The following is an 18998-nucleotide window of genomic DNA, read 5'->3' on the forward strand; positions in this document are numbered from 1 at the left end:
CATTCTATATGGATCACCGGAAATTGTCGCTGATCCCGATATATAGCCTCTCGAAGTCAATCGCATGATGACAACCGCCGCCAGCGGACCGATGCTGGGAGGTTGCGCGCCGCGCGTCGGCGGGCCAGTGATGGGCGCTGGTCGGCATATGGATCGAGACGATGGCGTTGCAGGCGGTGAAGACGGGGGCGGCGGTCGATCCGCACGATGGGTTCGGCCTGCCGGGCTGGCTCTATCATGATCCCGAGGCCTTCGCGCTCGAACAGGCGCGGATCTTCCGCCGGTCGTGGCAGCTGGTCTGCCATCTGAGCGACATCCCCCATCCGGGCGACTGGCAGTCGCTGTCGGTGGCCGGCGAGCCGCTGGTCGCGATCCGCGGCGACGACGGCCGGGTGCGGGCGCTGTCGAATGTCTGCCGCCACCGCGCGGCGCGGCTGCTCGATGGTGCCGAGGGCTGCGCGCGCCGGCTCGTCTGTCCCTATCATGCCTGGACCTATGCGACCGACGGGCGACTGACCGGGGTTCCGAACCGTGCCGATTATCCCGGGCTCGACCTCGGGCGGCATGGCCTGCCCGAATATGCGGTCGAAGTCTGGCGCGGCTTCGTGTTCGTGCAGATCGAACGGGCAGGGCCGTCGGTCGCCGAGATGATGGCGCCGCACGAGGCCGAGATCGCGCCCTATCGCTTCGAGGACATGCGCGCGATCGGCCGGGTGACGATGCGCCCGCGCGAGGTCAACTGGAAGAATATCGCCGACAATTACTCGGACGCGCTGCATATCCCAGTCGCGCATCCCGGGCTCAAGCGGCTGTTCGGCCCGGGCTATGATATCGCCGCGGGCCAGTGGGTCGACCGGCTCGGCGGGCCGATCCGCGACGGCGCACCGGCTTCGCCGAGCGAGGCGCTGTACCGCAAGCTGCTGCCGCCGGTCGCGCATCTCACGGACGATCGCCAGCGTTTCTGGCTCTATTTCAAGCTGTGGCCGAACACGGCGTTCGACATCTATGCCGACCAGATCGACTTCATGCAGTTCCTGCCGGTGTCGCCGACGCGGACGATGATCCGCGAGATCGCCTATGCGCTGCCCGACGACCGGCGCGAAATGAAGGCGGCACGCTATCTCAACTGGCGGATCAACCGCCAGGTCAACGCCGAGGACACCGATCTGGTTGCGCGCGTCCAGGAAGGGATGGCGGCGCCGAGCTTCGTGCCCGGTCCGCTCGGTGAGAGCGAGGTCTGTCTGCGCAGCTTCGCGCGCAAGCTGCGGGCGCTGATCCCCGAGGCGCGGCTGCCGCACAAGCCGGCAGCGGGGTGGAGCGCGAACAGCGTCGCGGGAGAGATTTGAGGGTGGGGTTTCAAGAATGACAACGCAACAGGACGTCGTCGTCATCGGCGGCGGGCATAACGGGCTCGTCTGCGCCTTCTATCTGGCGCGCAAGGGGCTCAAGGTCCGGATCCTCGAGCGGCGGGCGGTGGTCGGCGGCGCCGCGGTGACCGAGGAATTCCATCCCGGCTTCCGCAATTCGGTGGCGAGCTACACCGTCAGCCTGCTCCAGCCGCGCGTCATCGCCGACATGAAGTTGCGCGAGCGCGGGCTGACGATCCTCGAACGGCCGATCTCGAACTTCCTGCCCTGGGAAGGCGGCTATCTGAAGCTCGGCGGCGGGCTCGATCGCACCCAGGCCGAGTTCCGGCGCTTCTCGGCCGCCGATGCCGAGATATTGCCGCGCTATTATGATGCGCTCGAAGGTGTCGCCGAGGTGCTGCGCGATCTCGCGCTCAAGATCCCGCCCAATGCCGGCGGCGGCATCGTCGAACTGATCCGCGCGGGCGCGCAGGGGCGCAAGGTCGCGGGCCTGTCGCTGCCGGCGCAGCGCGACATTCTCGACCTGTTCGTCAAGAGCGCGCGCAACTTCCTCGACGGCTGGTTCGAGAACGAGCATGTCAAGGCGGCGTTCGGCTTCGACGCGGTGGTCGGCAACTATGCCAGCCCCGACACCCCCGGATCGGCCTATGTCCTGCTTCACCATGTCTTCGGCGAGGTCAACGGCAAGAAGGGCGCCTGGGGCCATGCCGTCGGCGGGATGGGGGCGATCACCCAGTTGATGAAGGCCGCGTGCGAGGAGGTCGGGGTCGTCATCGAGACCGAGGCGCCGGTCGCGCAGGTGCTGGTCGATGGCGGGAAGGCGGTCGGGGTGCGCACCGAAGGCGGGGCGGAATATTTCGCCTCGGTGGTGGCCGCCAATGTCGGGCCGGGGCTGCTCTATCGAAAGCTGCTCAACCAGGCCGATCTCGACGCCGATTTCCGCCATCGGATGAAGGGGTTCCGTGCTGGTTCGGGGACGTTCCGGATGAACGTCGCGCTGTCCGAACTGCCCGATTTCACCGTTCTGCCGAGCCAGGGACAGGATGGCGGCGAGCATCATCGCAGCGGCATCATCATCGCACCGACCCTCGACTATATGGACGAGGCGTTCGTCGACGCCCGCGCTTATGGCTGGTCGAAGGCGCCGATCGTCGAGATGCTGATCCCCTCGACGATCGACGACAGCCTCGCGCCGCAGGGCAGCCATGTCGCGAGCCTGTTCTGCCAGCAATTCGCGCCCGAGCTGCCGGCCAATCCCGACGGAAGCCAGCGAAGCTGGGACGACGAGCGTGAAGCCGCCGCCGATCATATCATCGCCACCGTCGAGCAGCATGCGCCGGGCTTCGCGGCATCGGTGGTCGGCCGGCAGATCTTGTCGCCGCTCGACCTCGAACGGACCTTCGGCCTGGTCGGCGGCGACATCATGCATGGCCATATGGCGCTCGACCAGCTTTGGGCGGCGCGGCCGGTGCTCGGGCATGGCGATTATCGCGGACCGATCCGCGGCCTCTATATGTGCGGGGCGGGCACCCATCCCGGCGGCGGCGTCACCGGCGCACCGGGGCACAATGCCGCGCAGGCGATCCTCGCCGATCGCGGATGGGGGCGCTTGCTGCGGCGCTGAACCCTGCGACCTGACCGGATAGCGGCGGAGTCTCTCGACTTGAATTTAAGTAATACTTAAATTATCGAGTCGGCAGGCGACGAGGGATGACCGCGCATGGACGACCAATTGGCGATCGAAAGCGACGATCTCGGCAAGCGTTTCGGCGCGCGCTGGGCGGTGCGGGATTTGGCGCTGCGGGTCGAACCCGGATCGATCTACGGCTTTCTCGGGCGCAACGGCGCGGGCAAGACCAGCACGATCCGGCTGATGCTGGGGCTGCTCCGCCCGGATGCCGGCGGCGTCCGTATCTTCGGCGACGATGTCGCCGCCGACCGGATCGCGGCGGCCCGCCATATCGGATCGCTGATCGACGCGCGCGCGACCTATGACCAGCTGACCGGCCGCGAGAATCTCGACGGCGCGCGGCGGTTGCTGCGGCTGCCCGCCGGCGAGATCGACCGGGTGCTCGAACTGGTCGACCTGCGCGACAGCGCCGATCGCAAGGTCGGCCATTATTCGCTGGGGATGCGGCAACGGCTCGGCCTCGCGCGGGCGCTGCTCGGCGGCCCCAGGCTGCTGATCCTCGACGAGCCGATGAACGGGCTCGATCCCGCCGGCATTCGCGACATGCGGACGATCATCCGGCAGATGCCCGAGCGGGTCGGGGCGACCGTGTTCCTGTCGAGCCATCTCCTGTCCGAAGTCGAGCAGATCGTCACCCATGTCGGGCTGATGCACCATGGCCGGCTGGCGCGGCAGGGGGCGATCGGCGCGCTGCTGTCCGATGGCGCGGCGCGGATCGATCTGCAGGCGAACGATCCCGTCGCGGCGGCGCAGGCGCTCGCGGCGATGGACTATGCGGTGGCGACGACCGGGCAGGGGCTCCGCATCACGCTGAAACGCGGCACCGATGGCGAGATCGGAGCGATCAACCGCGATCTGGTCGGCGCCGGGATCGATGTCGTGGCGCTGGCGCGCAGCCGGCGCTCGCTCGAGGACATGTTCGAAGAGGTCGAGGCGCTCGACCGGGAGGCTGCATGATGCTGACATCGCTGCGCGTCGAAATCCGCAAGCTCAAGGGATCGCTGGCGCTGACCTTGTGTCTGGTCGCGCCCAGCCTGGTTGCGACCTTCCTCGGGCTGCTGTGTCTGCGGCATCGGCTGATGCCCTGGTCTGAGGCGATGGACGGCACCACGGGGCTATGGTCCTTCTTCATCCTGCCGATGAGCATCACCGCGCTCGCGACCCTGATCGCCCAGATCGAGCATGGGCCGCGCGCCTGGGACCATATCCTGTCGCTGGCGGTGCCGCGCTGGCGGCTGTTCCTGGCCAAGAGCATCGTGCTGATGGGGGCGGTCGCGCTGATGTCGGCGCTGCTGGCGATCGAGATATGGTTGGTCGACGGCCTGCTCCATGCCCTCGCCCCCGGACGCGCGCCGACCGGGCCCTTTCCCTGGCCGCAGGCCGGGCGGCTGCTCGGCGGGATGCTGGGGGCGTCGCTGTTCCTGGCGATGGTCCAGCTCTGGGTGTCGCTGCGCTACCGCAGTTTCGTGCCGGGGCTGACCCTCGGCGTGGCGGGCACCTTCTTCGCGGTGATGGCGAGCGCGTTGCCCGAAGGTGTCTATATCCCCTGGATGATGCCGCTCAACATCCTGTCCGAACATGCCGAACGCGGCAGGCTGGCATTGCTGCTCGGCCTGTCGGGCGGGGTGCTGACCCTGATCGCGATGACGCTGCATCTGAGCCGGAGGGAGATGGCATGAGCGCCGAAACCATGGCGGGCAACGACGCCTATTTCGTCCGGCGCGCGCGGCAGTTTCGCGTGGTGGCGGGGATCGTGATGGCGCTGATCGTCGCGATGATGGCGCTGACCCTGTTCGTGCTGTGCCTGCGGGCATCGGCATTCGGGGCGGCGGCGATCCAGCGGATCGCGCTGAGCTGGCTGCCGAGCCTTTTCTACCTCTGGGCGATCTGGACGGTGCGACAGTTGTTCGGCGTGCTGGCCGCTGAGGGGCCGGTGTTTCGGCCGCTGCTGGCATCGGCGCTGACCCGGATCGGCGGCGCGCTGCTGCTCGGCGCCGCGACGACGATCGCGACCGCGCCGATCATCCTGGCGCTGACCGTGCGTCGGGGCATGGGAAGTTTCGCGATCTTCAACGTGCCGGCGCTGACGATCGGCACCGTCGGGCTGGCGCTGATCGCGACCGCCTATATGCTGCGGCTCGCGATCCGGATCCAGGATGAGGCTGCCGCGCTCCGCCGGGAACTCGGGGAATTCGTCTGACATGCCGGTGAAGGTGACGCTCGACGCGGTGCTGGCGGCGCGGGGCGCCAAAGCGAAGGCGATCGCCGAGCGGATCGGCATCAGCGAAACCCAATTGTCGATGTTCCGGTCGGGCAAGGTGCGCGGCCTGCGCTTCGCGACCCTCGCGAAGCTTTGCCTGGTGCTCGAATGCCAGCCCGGCGACCTGTTGCGCTATGATATCGACCAGGGCGACCTGGTGGCAGAGGACGCTGCCGACTGATCGGGGCAACTCGACGCGCGGGCCCTCTCGGGAACCCGCGCTTCGGGACGGCGAACGGCGCTCAGGCGATCGCGAAAGCGAAGGTCGCGGTATGGGCGGCCAGCGCGCAGAGAGCGATCAGCATGGCATGGGTGTCGAAAAAGCGGGTCATAATATGGCTCCTGTTGGCGCCGCCCGAACGGCGAAGATGCGGTCGGTGGCGGCTTGAGAGGCCAGATGGCCGATCGCGAACGGCGGGCAAGCGCGATTCCGTTACGTGGTTGCCGCGCTTGAAAACCCCCGGAAAATGGGCATGGTGGCGGTTCGCGCTTCGCGAAATGGAGAGAGACCTACGTGAAACGGGTCCGCCGCTTCCTGCTGGAGATCTGGGCGATCCTGCCCGTGGCCGCCGTCGTCGGCTTTCTGGGACCGTTCGGCTCCTATCTCGGCGGCGATTTCTTCCAGCGAGTCGGACGCTGGTGGGCGCTGCTGATGGGCGCCTATATCCTTGCCCGGCCGATGCTGCTGTTCTGGCGATGGATGGCGCGCGCGACCGGGCTGCCGCAGGGCTCGCTGGTGTTCTGGGGGATGATCTTCTCGAGCTTCCCGCTCGCCTTTGTCTGGCGGATGGCGGGGTGGGACGAGATAAGGCTGCTCGGCGGCTATTCGGGGCTGCTGCCCTTCGCGCTGCTCTGCTCGCTGCTGGTGACGATGGTGGTCGGGTGGGCCGAACGCGCCGACGCCCATCTGCTCCAATATTATGATGCGGCGATGCCGCGCGCGCGCAGCTTCATCAATCCCGGGCCGGCGATCGATGCCGGCGTGGCCCCGGGCGCGCTGGCGCCGGCGGCGGCCACGCCGATAGTGGTGCCGCCGTCGGCCGTCTCAGCCGCGTCGCCGCGGCTGCACGCCCGGCTCAGTCCGCGCTTCGAAGGCGAGATCCTCGCGCTCGAAAGCGAGGACCATTATGTCCGCGTCCACGGTCCGAAAGGCAGCGAATTGCTGTTCCTGCGGCTGCGCGACGCGATCGCCGAGATGGACGGGCGGATCGGCGAGCAGACCCACCGCAGCTGGTGGGTCGCGCGCGACGCGGTCGCCGGGGTCAGCGGCGCCGGCCGCAACCGCGAGATCGAGCTGGTCAACGGCGAACGGGCGCCGGTCGCTCGCGATTCGGTCGACCGGCTGCTCCGTTCGGGTTTCCTCCCCGCCTGAAGGCTTATCCTGCGGCGCGCTCGATCAGCCGCGCTAGCCTTGCCGAGAAGGCCCGCGGATCGGTCGGCAGCTCGCCATCGGCGATCTTGGCCTCGTCGAGCAGCAGATGCGCCGCGTCGGTGCGGAAGCTTTCCTCGTCGGCGCCGATCGCCGCCAGCTTTGCGATCAGGCTGTGGCCGGGGTTGATCTCGAGCACCGGTTTGCCGGCGGCTGGCAACTGGCCGGCACTGGCGAGCAGCTTTTCGAGCTGGCGGTCGAGCCCGCTCTCGGGCGCGACCAGGCAGGCGGCGCTGTCGGTCAGCCGGTCGGAGGCGCGGACGTCGGACACCGCATCGCCGAGGGTCGTCTTCACGAAGCCGAGGAAGTCGCCGACTTCGGCGCTGGTTTCGGCCGAAGGCGGCTGCGCGCCGTCGGCGAGCGGGATCAGGGTCAGGTCGGCCGCGCCCTGGGTCACCGACTTGAACGGCTTGCCGTCATGGTCGATCCCCGCGGTCACCCAGAAGCTGTCGACCTGGTCGGGCAACAGCAGCACCTCGATCCCGCGCGCGCGGAAACCCTCGAGTTGGGGTGAGGTCGCGAGCCGGTCGAGATCGGTGCCGACCGCATAATAGATCGCGGTCTGGTTCTCCTTCATCGCCTCGACATAGTCGGCGAGCGAACGCCAGCCGTCGCCCGAGGCGGTCGACTTGAAGCGGGCGAGGCGCAGCAGCGTCTCGCGCCGCTCATAATCCTCGTACAACCCTTCCTTGAGGACTGCGCCGAAGGTTTCCCACAGCTTGATATAGGCGTCGGCATCGCCGGTAGCGAGCTTCTCGAGCTCGGACAGCACCTTGCCGGTCACGCCCTTCTGGATGGTGGCGAGGATCGGGCTGTCCTGGATCATCTCGCGCGACATGTTGAGCGGCAGGTCGGCCGAATCGACCAGGCCGCGCACGAAGCGCAGGTAACGCGGCAGCAACTGGGCGTCGTCGGTGATGAAGACGCGGCGGACATAGAGCTTCATCCGGCCCTTGCGATCGGCATCGAACAGGTCGAACGGCTTGGTCTCGGGGATGAAGGCGAGCACCGAATATTCGTAGCGGCCCTCGGCGCGGTAATGGAGGGTCAGCGCGGGTTCGTCATACTGGCCGGCGACGCTGCGATAGAAGTCGGTATAATCCTCCTTGCTGATCTCCGCCTTGGGGCGGGTCCACAGCGCCTTGCCGTCGGCGATCTCGGCCGGTTCGGCATCGGGCTTCTCGCGCAGCAGGATCGGCACCGGGACATGCCCCGACTGTGCCTTGACGATGCGCTCGATCTCGTAGCGCTCGGCATATTTATGCGCATCCTCCATCAGATGGAGGGTGATGCGGGTGCCGCGCGCCGGCGCGTCCTCGATCGCGACCGGGGCGATGCTGTAGGTGCCGAGGCCGTCCGACGACCAGATCGCGGGCGCATCGGTGCCGGCGCGGTGCGACACGACGTCGACCTTCGACGCGACCATGAACGCCGAATAGAAGCCGACCCCGAACTGGCCGATCAGCTGGGTGTCCTCGCCGCCCTTGGCGTCGTCGGCCTTGCTGGCGACGATCCGGTCCATGAACGCCTTGGTGCCCGAGCGCGCGATCGTGCCGAGGGTCTCGCCGAGATCGGCGGCGGTCATGCCGATGCCGTTATCCTCGATCGTCAGGAGGTGCGCTTCGGGATCGAGGGTCAGGGTGATGCGCGGCTGCGGATCGTCGCCGAGCAGCGCCGGATCGGCAATGCCCTCGTAGCGCAGCTTCTCGCAGGCGTCGGCGGCGTTCGAGATCAGTTCGCGCAGGAAGACATCCTTGTCCGAATAGACCGAGTGGACCATCAGGTGGAGCAGCTTCGAGACATCGGCCTCGAAAGCATGGGTCTGGGGCGCGGCGGTCGTGTCGGTCGTCATAAGCGCGGCATCACTCTCTCGGTTGAAGACGGCGGCCAGATGGATCGCGCCGACAGTCTTTTCAAGAGTGGACCGATATCGCCACGGGGGCCTTTGGCAAGCGGAGACCGAACCCGATCCCGCGATCGCCGGGGCGGTTGGCCGACAGGCTGCCGCCATGCGCGATCGCGATCTGCCGGGCGAGGGTGAGGCCGATGCCCGCACCGCCGGGCTTGCCGGTGTAGAAGGGCACGAAGATCTCCTCGATCAGCTCGTCGGCGACCCCCGGGCCATTGTCGCGGACCGACAATATGACGGCGTCGGAGCGATTGGCGCAGGCCAGCCTTATCCGCGGATCGGCGATTCCCGCCAGCGCGTCGGCGGCATTGCCGATCAGGTTGATCAGCGCCTGTTCGATCAAGGCCGGGTCGATCGGCAGCACCAGGCCGGCATCGATCCGCTCGACGGCGAAATCGATCCCCCGTGCCGCAAGCCCGTCGCGCACGAGCCGATCGATCCCCGCGAGGAAGCCGGCGAGATCGACCTCGCGGCGGCAAGGTTCGGGAAGGTCGGCGATCGTCCGGTAGCGTTCGACGAAATCCATCAGATGCCGGCTGCGCCGCGCGATCGTCGCGGCGGCATCGGCCAGGCGCGGGTCGGCGGCGAGCACGTCGTTCAGCCCCTCGGACAGCGCGATGATCGGGGTCAGCGAATTCATCATCTCATGCGCGAGCACGCGCGTCATCCGGTGCCAGGCGCCGAGCTGGACCGCGTCGAGTTCCCCCGTCACCAGCTGCATCGACACGAGCCTTTGGGTGGCGCCGCCGGGGATCGACAGCGCGCCGATCCAGACCAGCAGCGACCGGCCGTCACCGAGCGTGACGATCCGGCGCCCACCGACCGGGATCGCGAGAATGGCGTCGGCCTCCCCGGCGCCGAGCAGCGCGATGTCGTGCAGCCGGCCGATCTCGAAGCCGGCGAGCAGCCGCGCGGCGCGGTTGGCGAAGCGCACCCGGCCGTCGGCATCGAGCAGGAACAGACCGATCGTCACCGCGTCGAGCAGTGCGAGCGCCTGTTCGAGCCGCTGCGCGCCGCCCGGCATAGCCGCGACATCGACCGCTGCGGGCGCGCCTGTGGGGCGCAGCGCGAGCCGCCACAGATCGAACAGGGTGAGAGCGAGCGCGGCGGCGATCGGCAAGGCGGTCAGCAGATAATGCGCGGTCAGGGCGTGGATCAGGCCGGCGACCAGGCAGGCCGCGAGCAGGAGCCGCCATCCGCCGATCGACAGGCGGGCGGCCAGCGCGGCGCGGTCAGAGCCCATGCTTGGCCATGCGCCGATAGAGCGCCGGCCGGCTGAGGCCGAGCGCGGTCGCGGCCTGGGCGATATTGCCGTCATGGCGATCGAGCGCGCCGGCGATCGCCGCGCGTTCGACCTCGTCGAGCGTCGGCGGGGTCCGCGCCGCCCGGCTCTGCGCGGCGGCGGCGCGCACCGCGGCCACCAGCGCGTCGTTGCGCCATGGCTTGAGCAGAAAGTCGTGGGCGCCGAGCTTTAGGCTCTCGACCGCGAGCGAGACCGCGCCGAAGGCGGTGGTCAGGATCACCGCGAGGGCCGGATCCTCGGCCTTGATCGCCGCCAGCATCGCCATCCCGTCGCGACCGCTGCGATCGCCGGCGGCGAAATTCATGTCGAGCAGCACGCAGTCGAAGCGGGTCGAGCCGATCAGATCGTGCGCGGCGTCGGGAGAATCGGCGGTGACGATGCTGCGGGCATGGCCGGCCAGCACGAACTCCGCCGCCTGCAGGACGTCACGGTCGTCGTCGATCACCAATATCGCGTCGAGCATCTCCATCGCATGCGAGTAACCATGTTCGGCGGACGGGTTCAATATGTACGGATCCGGACGGTTTCCTTGGGTCGTGCATCGGAACGCCATCATAAGCTTCTGGGATCGCTGATTTTTTGTCCGGTCGAATCAGGGCTAATATGGCAACCGCGCACCGGTCCGACGATCGGTGGCAGAGGATGGCCATGATCGCACTCGACCGGTTGAGCAGGGTATATCGCAGCGGGGATATCGAGACGCACGCGCTCGCCGAGGTCGCGCTCGAGATCGCCGCGGGCGAGTTCGTCGCGGTGATCGGGCCGTCGGGGTGCGGCAAGTCGAGCCTGCTCAACATATTGGGCCTGCTCGACCTGCCCAGTGCCGGCTCCTACCGGCTGATGGGCGAAGAGATGGCGGGGCTGTCCGATGGCGCGCTCGTCCGGCATCGCCGCGCGCATCTCGCCTTCGTCTTCCAGAACTTCAACCTGGTCGACGATCTGACCGTCGCCGAGAATGTCGAGATCGCCTTGCTCTATCGCCCGGGCGAGGCGGTGCGGCGGGGGCGGGTCGGCGAGGTGCTCGAACAGGTCGGGCTCGGCCACCGCGCGCAGCATCGTCCGCGGCAGCTGTCGGGCGGCCAGCAGCAGCGGGTCGCGATCGCACGGGCGCTGGCGGCGTCGCCACGGGTGATCCTTGCCGACGAGCCGACCGGCAATCTCGACAGCGCGCATGGCGATGCGGTGATCGATCTGCTCCGGGCCGCGGCGCGATCGGGGACGACGGTGGTGATGGTCACCCATTCGCCGGCCCATGCCGCCGCCGCCGACCGGACGATCGCGATGCTCGACGGTCGCGTCGTCGGGGAGACCCGGCTATGAGCGCGGGGTTCGGTCCCGCCGCCCGCATCCGCCATTTCGCCATCGCTTATGGACGTGGTCTCGCCGCCACCCGGCTGTTGTCGGCGATCGCGATCCTCGGCCTCGCGATCGGGCTTGCCGGTGCGATCCTGATGGCGCTCGCCGCGCGCACCGCGCTCGGTTTCAACACCTATCTGCCCGATCATGACCGCATCTATCTCGGCATCTCGGTGCTGAGCGGTCCGGGCATGCCCGCCAACTACGAAGAGGCGAGCAACGGCCGCGCCGCGGCGCTGATCCGCGCGAACCTCGCCGATGTCGAGGCGGTGGCGCGGCTTGCCGAGGACGAGGTCGATCTGCGCCGGGGGGCAAGCGGCGAGCGGACCAGGATCTATTGGGCCGATCCCGGCATCTTCGACCTGCTACGCCTGTCGCCGCTCCGCGGCGATCCGCGCCATGCGCTCGACCGGCCCGACGGGCTGGTGATGACGCGCAGTGCAGCGATCCGGCTGTTCGGGCGAGCGGATGCGCTCGGCAGCGCGATCGATCTCGCCGGGCAGCCGATGGTTCTGCGCGCGGTGGTCGCCGATCCGCCCGCCCACCGCACCGATCTCACCCGCGGCATCTTCGCCTCGGGGCTCGCGACACGATCGGCGCTCGCCCAGCAGTCGGCCGAGCCGGGCGAGGGCTTCTCGATCGGCGCACGCACTTATATGCGGCTGCGCCCCGGTGCCGCGCCGGCTGCGGTCGAACGGCGGATCGGTGCGCTGATCACCGGGCTGCTGCCGCTGCCGATGCGCGGCGCCTATGCGATGCGCCTGGTGCGGATCGACCGGCTCGCGTTGCACGAGGGCTTCCACCCCGAGGCGCGCGAGCGGCTGCGGATCGGCAGTCTCGTCGCGGGGCTGATCCTGTTCATCGCCATCGCCAATTTCGTCAATCTGAGCGTCGCGCTGTCGGCACGCCGCCGCCGCGAGATCGGAGTGCGCAAGGCAAACGGCGCCAGCCGCGGCCAGATCGCCGCGCAATTCCTCGGCGAGGCGGTGGCGACGGTGCTGATCGCCAGCCTGATCGCGGCATCGGCGGTCGAGCTGGTCCTGCCGCGGGTCAATGCCTTCCTCGGAACCGAGGCGATGTTCGACTATCTCGATCACCCCGCGCTGCTCGTCTGGCTCGGCCTCGGCGCGGTCGCAATCGGGCTCGCCGCCGGCGCCTATCCCGCCCTGCTGCTGGCGTCGCTGCCGCCGATCGCGGTGTTGCGCGATGCCGGGCCGCTGGGGCGGCGCCAGGGACGCGGATGGCTGCGCGGCCTGCTGGTGACCGGCCAGTTCGCGATCCTGATCGGGCTGCTGATCGCGCTCGTGGTGGTCTGGCAGCAGCGTAGTTTCGCGATGCGCGAGGCGCTGCGGGTCGATATCGACCAGATGCTGATCATCGAGGCGCCGTGCCCCGTGGCCTTCGGGCAGGAGGTGGCGCGGCTGCCGGGGGTGCGCGGGGTGTCGTGCAGCGGTACCGAACTGCTCGACGGCAGCAGCTTCGCCTTCCTGCAGGTCGGCGGCGAGCGGGTGCCGACCGACTTCGTGTCGATGCTGCCCGGCGGCTTCGCGCTCTATGGGGTGGTGCCGATCGCGGGCACGCTCGCCGCGCTGCCCGCGGCCGGCCAGGCGGTGCCGTCGCGGATCGTGATCAACCGGACCGCGGCACGGCGCTTCGGCTTTTCCGATCCCGCCGCGGCGATCGGCGAGACGGTGCCGATCCCGCCCGATGGCGGCGGCGCCGATATCCGCGTTCAGATCGTCGCGGTGGTGCCCGACTTCGCGCTCACCTCGGTCGAAACCGCGATCAAGCCGACCCTCTATCTCGACCGGCCGGCGATGCCGGGCGGGGCGGGGATCGTCTCGATCAAGCTGGCGGGCCGCGATATCCCCGAGACGCTGGCGGCGATCGACGCGCTGTGGCGCAGCACCGGCCAGCCCGGCCCGATCCGCCGCAGCTTCGTCAGCGAGCATCTCGAGCGGCTCTACCGCGACCTCGCGCGCAACACCGCCCTGTTCGCGGTCTTCGCCGGGATCGCCGCCTTCCTCGCCTGTCTGGGGCTGGTCGGCCTGTCGGTCTCCGCCGCCGAACGCCGCACCAGGGAGATCGGCATCCGCAAGGCGCTGGGGGCCCGCACCGGCCAGATCGTGACGTTGCTGCTGTTCGAGATGAGCCGGCCGGTGCTGCTCGCCAATCTGATCGCCTGGCCGGTCGCCTGGTGGGCGATGCGCGCCTGGCTGAACGGTTTCGCCTATCATGTGCCGCTGCACCTCTGGCTGTTTCCCGCCGCCGGGGCGATCGCCTTCCTGCTCGCGCTGGCGAGCATCGGCAGCCAGTCCTGGCAGGTCGCCCGCCGCAAGCCGATCGACGCGCTGCGCCACGAGTGACGTCGGCCGGTTCGACCAAAGGATGATCGATCGGATATTCGAATCGAACCGCTTTTGCCGAACCTTAATCCGATCGGCGGCATCTGGCCCCCTCAACCAGGGAATGACGGATGCCGCAGGTCTCGAACCAAGCTTATGAGCATGAGGATGAGCGGAGCCAGTTCGCGCGGCTGCGCGAGCGGGCGCCGGCGCACGGGATCGTCATCGCCGACCGGGCCGAATCCAATCTGGTGATGGTGGTCGGTCGCGGGCGCTGGGGCAGCGAGATGCTGGTCGGGCATTTTCGCGAGATCGACAGCGTGCTGCGCGCGAAGCGGGCGCGTTTCGGCAGCGCGCGGATATTGTGCGATCTGCGCGATCAGGCGGTGCATTCGCCCGAGATCCTCGATCAGCTGCGGACCGGGATCGCGCGCACCTATCTGCCGACCGACCGGGTCGCCGCGCTGGTCGCCTCGAGCCTCGCCAAGATGGAGTTGCGCCAGCGCTACAGCGGCAGCAGCGGCCAGTTCTTCACCTCGATCGACGCGGCGTGGATCTGGCTCGACGCCTATAGCTGACGGTTCAGGCCACGACTGTCGGACGGGTGCCGCCACGCATCGCCCACCATATCGGTGCGCCGGCGGCGATCAGCACCGCGCCCCACATATTGGCCTCGGGCCCGGCGCCGTAGAGCGCCCACAACGCATAGAGCAAAGCCGCGACTGCGATCCAGCGCCGCACCCCGCCGAGCTTGAGCGCGGCGGCGGCGACCATCACATACATCACCAGCGAGGCGGTGGTCGCGAGCAGCGCGACGAAGGTGAACAGGTGGACCGTGTTCTTGCTGGCGTTGAACAGCAGCACGATCGTCACCAGCCCGCTCGACAGCAGATGCGCGCGCACCGGCACGCCGTTGGCGGCGAGCTTCCCCAGCGCGCGCGGGAAGACCCCGCCCGCCGCCATCGCCGCGGGCATCTCGCCCTGGAGCAGAATCCAGCCGTTGAGCGCGCCGAGCGCGCTGATCATCGCGAACAGCGCGACGACCTGCGACGCGCGCGGGCCCCAGTAGCGGCCGATCACCTCGGCGAAGGGCGCGGCCGAATGTTCGGCGACCGTCGGAGCGAGCAGCAGGATCACCGCCGAGCAGGCGAACAGATAGATCAGCCCGGTGATCGCGGTGCCGCCCAGTGTCGCGCGCGGGATGGTGCGTTCGGGATCGACGACCTTGCCCGCCGGCACGGTCGCGCTTTCGAGGCCGAGAAACGCCCAGAGGGTGAGGGTGCCCGCGGTGCTGATCGCGGCGAGGCCGATCCGCGGATGGTCGGGATCGGGCAGCGCCAGCGCGCCGGTCGGCGCGGCGACCGCGGCGATGATCACCACCGCGATCAGCGGCAATATCTTGAGCAATGTCGTGATCAGCTGGACCCAGCCCGCCGACCGCGCACCGCGCAGGTTGATCGCGGTCATCGTCCACACCAGCAGGATCGTCACGCCCGTCGACAGCGCCGCATTGGCGGCGAGCGCCGGCACGAACGCCGACATATAGCTCACCGCCGCGACCGCGATCGCGCCGTTGCCGACGAACAGCGAGATCCAATAGGCCCAGGCGATGAAGAAGCCGACCATCGGCCCGAATGCCGCCTGGGCATAGACATAGGGGCCGCCCGCGCGCGGCATCGCCCGGCACAGCCCGGCGAACACCGTGGCGATCGCCAGGCTGCCGAGGATCGTCAGCCCCCAGGCGGGGATGACGTTCCAGCCATAGGGCGCCAGGCTGGCGGGCAGCATGTAGACGCCCGATCCGATCATGTTGCCGACCACCAGCGCGGTTGCCATCGGCAGACCGAGCGAGCGGACGACCGGCGGGACGTCGTCGGCCCCGCCGCCTTGGTTCAGATGAGGATGTTCCGGGTCAGAAACGCTGGGCGACCTTCAAACCGAACTGCTGTGGCTTGACAGGATAGACGCGATAGAACTGACCGCAATAGACCGGCGCACAGAAACTGTTGCGGCTGAGCTGGCCGCGCTTGTCGAACGCGTTCTGGATGAACGCCTCGACGCTCAGGCTGCCGAACTTGGTCCCGGCCGAGAAGTCGAAGGTGGTGAAGGACGGCGTATCGCCGAGGATCGAGCCTTCGAGGATGCCGAGATAGGAGCGGGTGCTGCCCTGGTGGAGGGTGCTCGCCTGGACGAAGCTCTCATGCCCGCCGACATCGATCGTGTAGCGCGCGGTCGCCGATCCCTTGAATTTGGGCTGGATCGGCAGGCGGGTGCCCTTGGGCGCCGCGAACACGCCGGTCGAACAATCCGAATTGCCGCTGGCGCCGATCTGGCAGAAGTCGGTGGTGAGTTTGGCGTCGTTATAGGATCCGGTCGCCGACAGGCTCAGCCCGCCCAGGGTGAGGATGATGTCGGACTCAATCCCGTACACCCGTGCGTCGCCGGCGTTGTAGACGTTGGTCACGCCCGCCGAGCCGACCGGGGCCAGGGCATATTGGAGCTTGTTCCACTTCTGATAATAGACTGCGCCGTTCCAGCGCAGCTTGCGGTCGAACCAGCTCGTCTTCCAGCCTGCCTCGAAATTGTCGAGCGTGTCCGAATCATAGGGGTTGATCCCGACGCGGCGGTTGTTGCCGCCGGGCCTGAAGCCGGTCGAATAGGTCGCGTAGATCATCCGGTCGGGATCGATCTGCCAGCTGAGATTGACCTTGTGGGTCTCGCCCGACTCGCTCGCCTTCTTGTCGATCGTCTGGCAGGCGCTGGTGACGGGCAGGGTGCAGCCGGCCCCGGTGGCATTGCCGGCGAAGCCCGAAAAGCCGGTCAGCGTGTTCTTGTAGAAGAAACCGCGAATGCCGGCGGTCAGGGTCAGGCCGGGGGCGATATCATAGGCGAGCTGCCCGAACGCGGCATAGTCGCGCGCGACGATATGGGTGTTGGTGTAGAAGATGTCGTCGCCGATCACCGCGAGACCGGTGCCGGTCGCGCCGAGGCCCGGGACATAATAATCGGCGACATTATGGTTGGCCTGGCGCTGCATGAACATGCCCGCGGTCAGCCGCAGCGACGCCTCCGAGGGCGATGCGATGCGCAGCTCGTGGGTCTGCTTGGTGATCGCCTGGTGGTTGTGGAAATTCTGGGTCGGATCGAGGAAGCCGCCCGACGGGGTCGGGAAGTTCGTATAGCCGGGGACATTGTCGTAATAGACGGTGTAATAGCTATAGTCGTTCTGGATATCGATCGAGCGCTGCAGATAGCCGCCCGAATAGAGCACGTCCCAGTTCGACAGCTTGCCCTCGATCGTCAGCGCCGCCTGATACCATTTGTCGCTGGTGAAATCGGGGGTGAAGTCGTGGACCTCGAGGTCGCCGACCTTGGGATCGTAGAGGAAGACGCCGTTGGTCTTCTGGTGCTGGGCGATCACCGTCGGGGTCATCGTCCAGTCGTCGTCGAGGTCGATGCCGAGCGCGATCCGCCCGCCATAGGTGTCGACGTCGTTGAAATTCTTCTCGACATATTTGGCGTTGGTGACGGTCTTGTCGTTGGTCGGGTCGCTGTCCGACAGCGTGTAGGTGCGGGTGCCCGGGGTGTTGTCGATATAGCCGCCGTCATGCTGGTAGAAGCCGACCGCGCGCACCGCCATCGTCTCGGACAGCGGGACGTTGACGAAACCTTCGGCGACCCCGCCGAAATCGCCCTTGCCGAACTTGTTCGCGGTCAGGTCGTAGCCCGCCTCGAACTTGTCCTTGTTGGGCTTGTTGGTGATGATCCTGAGCGTGCCCGACAGCGAGCTCGCGCCGTAGAGCGTGCCCTGCGGCCCCGACAGCGCCTCGACGCGGGCGAAGTCATAGGCATGGACGTCGAGCATCGCACCGATCGTGGTGACCGGGATCTCGTCGAGATAGACGCCGCTGGTCGGCAGCGCGCCGCCGGCCAGCCCGTCGCCGCCGCTGGCGATGCCGCGGAAAAAGAGCTGGCTCTGGCCGGGGCCGAACGACTGGTAGCTGACCGAGGGGAGCAGCTTCACATAGTCGTCGACATTGTTGACCTGATGCTGTTCGAGGGTCGCGGTCCCGATCGCCTGAAGGCTGATCGGCACCTTCTGGATGCTTTCGGATCGCTTCTGCGCGGTGACGATGATCTCGCCATCGCCGGCGCCGGCATCGACCGGAACCGCAGCATTCTGCGCGAATGCTGCACCCGCGCTGGCCAGCATCGAAGTGGTGAGAAGCGCCTTGAGCCCGGTGCGGCCGAGACGGTGAAACTGCCTGGCGTTCACGATTGTCCCCTTTTTACATCATTGTAGGCAGTTCCTCACGAAAGTTGCTGCGGCGCAAGACGGTTGACCGAAGCGCACAGGTCGTTCGTCGAATTGCAACGTCATTGTGTCGAAAGCGTCACAGCCCGCGCAGCGACCGGCGCGCCGCGGCGAGGGTGGCGTCGGTCAGCTTGGCCAGCAGCCCGGCGCCGATCCGGCTGACCTGCCAGTGGAGCGCGACGTCGAGCGGCTTGCCCGGCAACAGGTCGACCAGCGCGCCCTTGCCGATATGCGGCTCGGCCAGGCTCGCCGGATTCATCGCCCAGCCGAGCCCCAGCATCGCCATGTCGAGAAAGGCGCGGCTCGCCGGAACCCAATGGGTCGGCGCCTTGAGATCGATGCCGAAGGCCAGGCGTGCCCATTCGGCCTGCAGCAGGTCGCGGCGATCGAAGCGCAGCATCGGCGCGCGGTCGAGCGCGGCCGCGGTCACCCCGTCGGGGAAATGGCGCCGCATATAATCGGGGCTGGCGGTCGCGATATAGCGCATCGTCCCGATCTTCAGGGTGCGGCAGCCCTGCACCGGCACCGGATCGGAGGTCACCGCCGCCAGTACGTCGCCGTCGCGCAGCCGCTCGGCGGTCCGGGTCTCGTCTTCGAGCACCAGATCGAGCAGCGCGCCGGTCTCGGCCGCGAAGGCGGCAGCGGCGGGCGCGAACCAGGTGCTCAGGCTATCGGCATTGACCGCGACCCGGATCGTCGGCGTCGCGGTGCGCGGAGAGACGAGCCCCGGCAGCACGCCGGCCATGTCGGCCTCCATCAGCCGGACCTGTTCGACATGCGCGCAGAGCCGCGCGCCGACCGCGGTCGGCCGGCAGGGCTGGCCACGGACGATCAGGACGCTGCCGATCCGTTCCTCGAGGCCGCGCACGCGCTGCGATATCGCCGATGGCGTGACGTTGAGGAGGGCCGCGGCGCGTTCGAACGATCCTTCGCGGACCACCGCGGCAACGGCATCGAGGGCGAGATAGTCGATCATTAGCCTGGCTTAATCTGATGTAGAAAGTTTAGCTATTCTGCATAGATC

16 protein-coding genes are annotated in these 18998 nt (G+C 68.1%); 10 read left to right on the top strand and 6 right to left on the bottom strand.

Annotated features, from left to right (window positions below; translation table 11 throughout):
- Positions 1–161: 161 nt before the first annotated feature.
- From AC1RM6_RS26595 to AC1RM6_RS26625, 7 genes are all read left to right on the top strand, one after another.
- Positions 162–1346 (top strand): aromatic ring-hydroxylating oxygenase subunit alpha, encoded by a 1185-nt coding sequence (locus AC1RM6_RS26595; RefSeq protein WP_493106952.1) that lies wholly within the window; start codon positions 162–164, stop codon positions 1344–1346.
- A gap of 16 nt (positions 1347–1362) precedes the next feature.
- A complete protein-coding gene (locus tag AC1RM6_RS26600) occupies positions 1363–2991 on the top strand; it encodes a phytoene desaturase family protein (RefSeq protein WP_493106954.1) in 1629 nt (542 codons plus the stop codon).
- Between the two features lie 96 nt (positions 2992–3087).
- On the top strand, positions 3088–4014 hold the full coding sequence (locus tag AC1RM6_RS26605; protein ID WP_493106956.1) for an ABC transporter ATP-binding protein: 927 nt from the start codon (positions 3088–3090) through the stop codon (positions 4012–4014).
- Positions 4011–4736 carry an ABC transporter permease gene (locus AC1RM6_RS26610; RefSeq protein ID WP_493106958.1) on the top strand — a complete coding sequence of 242 codons (726 nt, stop codon included), beginning with the start codon at positions 4011–4013 and terminating at the stop codon, positions 4734–4736. Before AC1RM6_RS26605 ends, AC1RM6_RS26610 begins: the two co-directional genes overlap by 4 nt.
- Positions 4733–5257 carry a hypothetical protein gene (locus AC1RM6_RS26615; RefSeq protein WP_493106959.1) on the top strand — a complete coding sequence of 175 codons (525 nt, stop codon included), beginning with the start codon at positions 4733–4735 and terminating at the stop codon, positions 5255–5257. Before AC1RM6_RS26610 ends, AC1RM6_RS26615 begins: the two co-directional genes overlap by 4 nt.
- Position 5258: 1 nt before the next feature.
- Positions 5259–5498, top strand: coding sequence for a helix-turn-helix domain-containing protein (locus AC1RM6_RS26620; protein ID WP_493106960.1), 240 nt, complete (start codon positions 5259–5261; stop codon positions 5496–5498).
- Positions 5499–5831: 333 nt separating this feature from the next.
- Complete coding sequence (locus AC1RM6_RS26625) at positions 5832–6689, top strand: LytTR family DNA-binding domain-containing protein (protein ID WP_493106963.1); 858 nt, start codon at positions 5832–5834, stop codon at positions 6687–6689.
- Between the two features lie 4 nt (positions 6690–6693).
- Here the strand turns inward: AC1RM6_RS26625 and htpG are convergent, their stop codons facing one another.
- From htpG to AC1RM6_RS26640, 3 genes are all read right to left on the bottom strand, one after another.
- A complete protein-coding gene (htpG, locus tag AC1RM6_RS26630; protein ID WP_493106964.1) occupies positions 6694–8598 on the bottom strand; it encodes a molecular chaperone HtpG in 1905 nt (634 codons plus the stop codon).
- A gap of 61 nt (positions 8599–8659) precedes the next feature.
- A complete protein-coding gene (locus AC1RM6_RS26635; protein ID WP_493106966.1) occupies positions 8660–9898 on the bottom strand; it encodes a sensor histidine kinase in 1239 nt (412 codons plus the stop codon).
- The gene (locus tag AC1RM6_RS26640) at positions 9888–10463 is read right to left on the bottom strand and encodes a response regulator (RefSeq protein WP_493106968.1); all 576 of its coding nucleotides are present in this window, start codon (positions 10461–10463) and stop codon (positions 9888–9890) included. The genes AC1RM6_RS26635 and AC1RM6_RS26640 overlap by 11 nt, the downstream gene beginning before the upstream one ends.
- Positions 10464–10606: 143 nt before the next feature.
- Here AC1RM6_RS26640 and AC1RM6_RS26645 point away from each other — a divergent pair, with 143 nt between their 5' ends.
- The 3 genes from AC1RM6_RS26645 to AC1RM6_RS26655 all read left to right on the top strand — a co-directional run bounded on the left by AC1RM6_RS26645 (position 10607) and on the right by AC1RM6_RS26655 (position 14237).
- Entirely contained in the window at positions 10607–11278 is a 672-nt protein-coding gene (locus AC1RM6_RS26645; RefSeq protein WP_493106970.1) for an ABC transporter ATP-binding protein, read from the top strand.
- On the top strand, positions 11275–13680 hold the full coding sequence (locus AC1RM6_RS26650) for an FtsX-like permease family protein (protein ID WP_493106972.1): 2406 nt from the start codon (positions 11275–11277) through the stop codon (positions 13678–13680). Before AC1RM6_RS26645 ends, AC1RM6_RS26650 begins: the two co-directional genes overlap by 4 nt.
- 110 nt (positions 13681–13790) lie before the next feature.
- Positions 13791–14237 (top strand): hypothetical protein, encoded by a 447-nt coding sequence (locus AC1RM6_RS26655; RefSeq protein ID WP_493106974.1) that lies wholly within the window; start codon positions 13791–13793, stop codon positions 14235–14237.
- Positions 14238–14241: 4 nt separating this feature from the next.
- Here AC1RM6_RS26655 and AC1RM6_RS26660 read toward each other — a convergent pair whose 3' ends face one another.
- The 3 genes from AC1RM6_RS26660 to AC1RM6_RS26670 all read right to left on the bottom strand — a co-directional run bounded on the left by AC1RM6_RS26660 (position 14242) and on the right by AC1RM6_RS26670 (position 18950).
- Positions 14242–15495: an amino acid permease gene (locus AC1RM6_RS26660; RefSeq protein WP_493106977.1), complete on the bottom strand. Its 1254-nt coding sequence runs from the start codon at positions 15493–15495 to the stop codon at positions 14242–14244.
- A 76-nt stretch (positions 15496–15571) separates the two neighbouring features.
- Positions 15572–17935: a TonB-dependent receptor gene (locus AC1RM6_RS26665; RefSeq protein WP_493106979.1), complete on the bottom strand. Its 2364-nt coding sequence runs from the start codon at positions 17933–17935 to the stop codon at positions 15572–15574.
- Positions 17936–18053: 118 nt separating this feature from the next.
- A complete protein-coding gene (locus tag AC1RM6_RS26670; protein ID WP_493106981.1) occupies positions 18054–18950 on the bottom strand; it encodes a LysR family transcriptional regulator ArgP in 897 nt (298 codons plus the stop codon).
- Positions 18951–18998 lie beyond the last annotated feature (48 nt).

This window comes from Rhizorhabdus sp. GW822-FHT03C02, assembly GCF_058801765.1.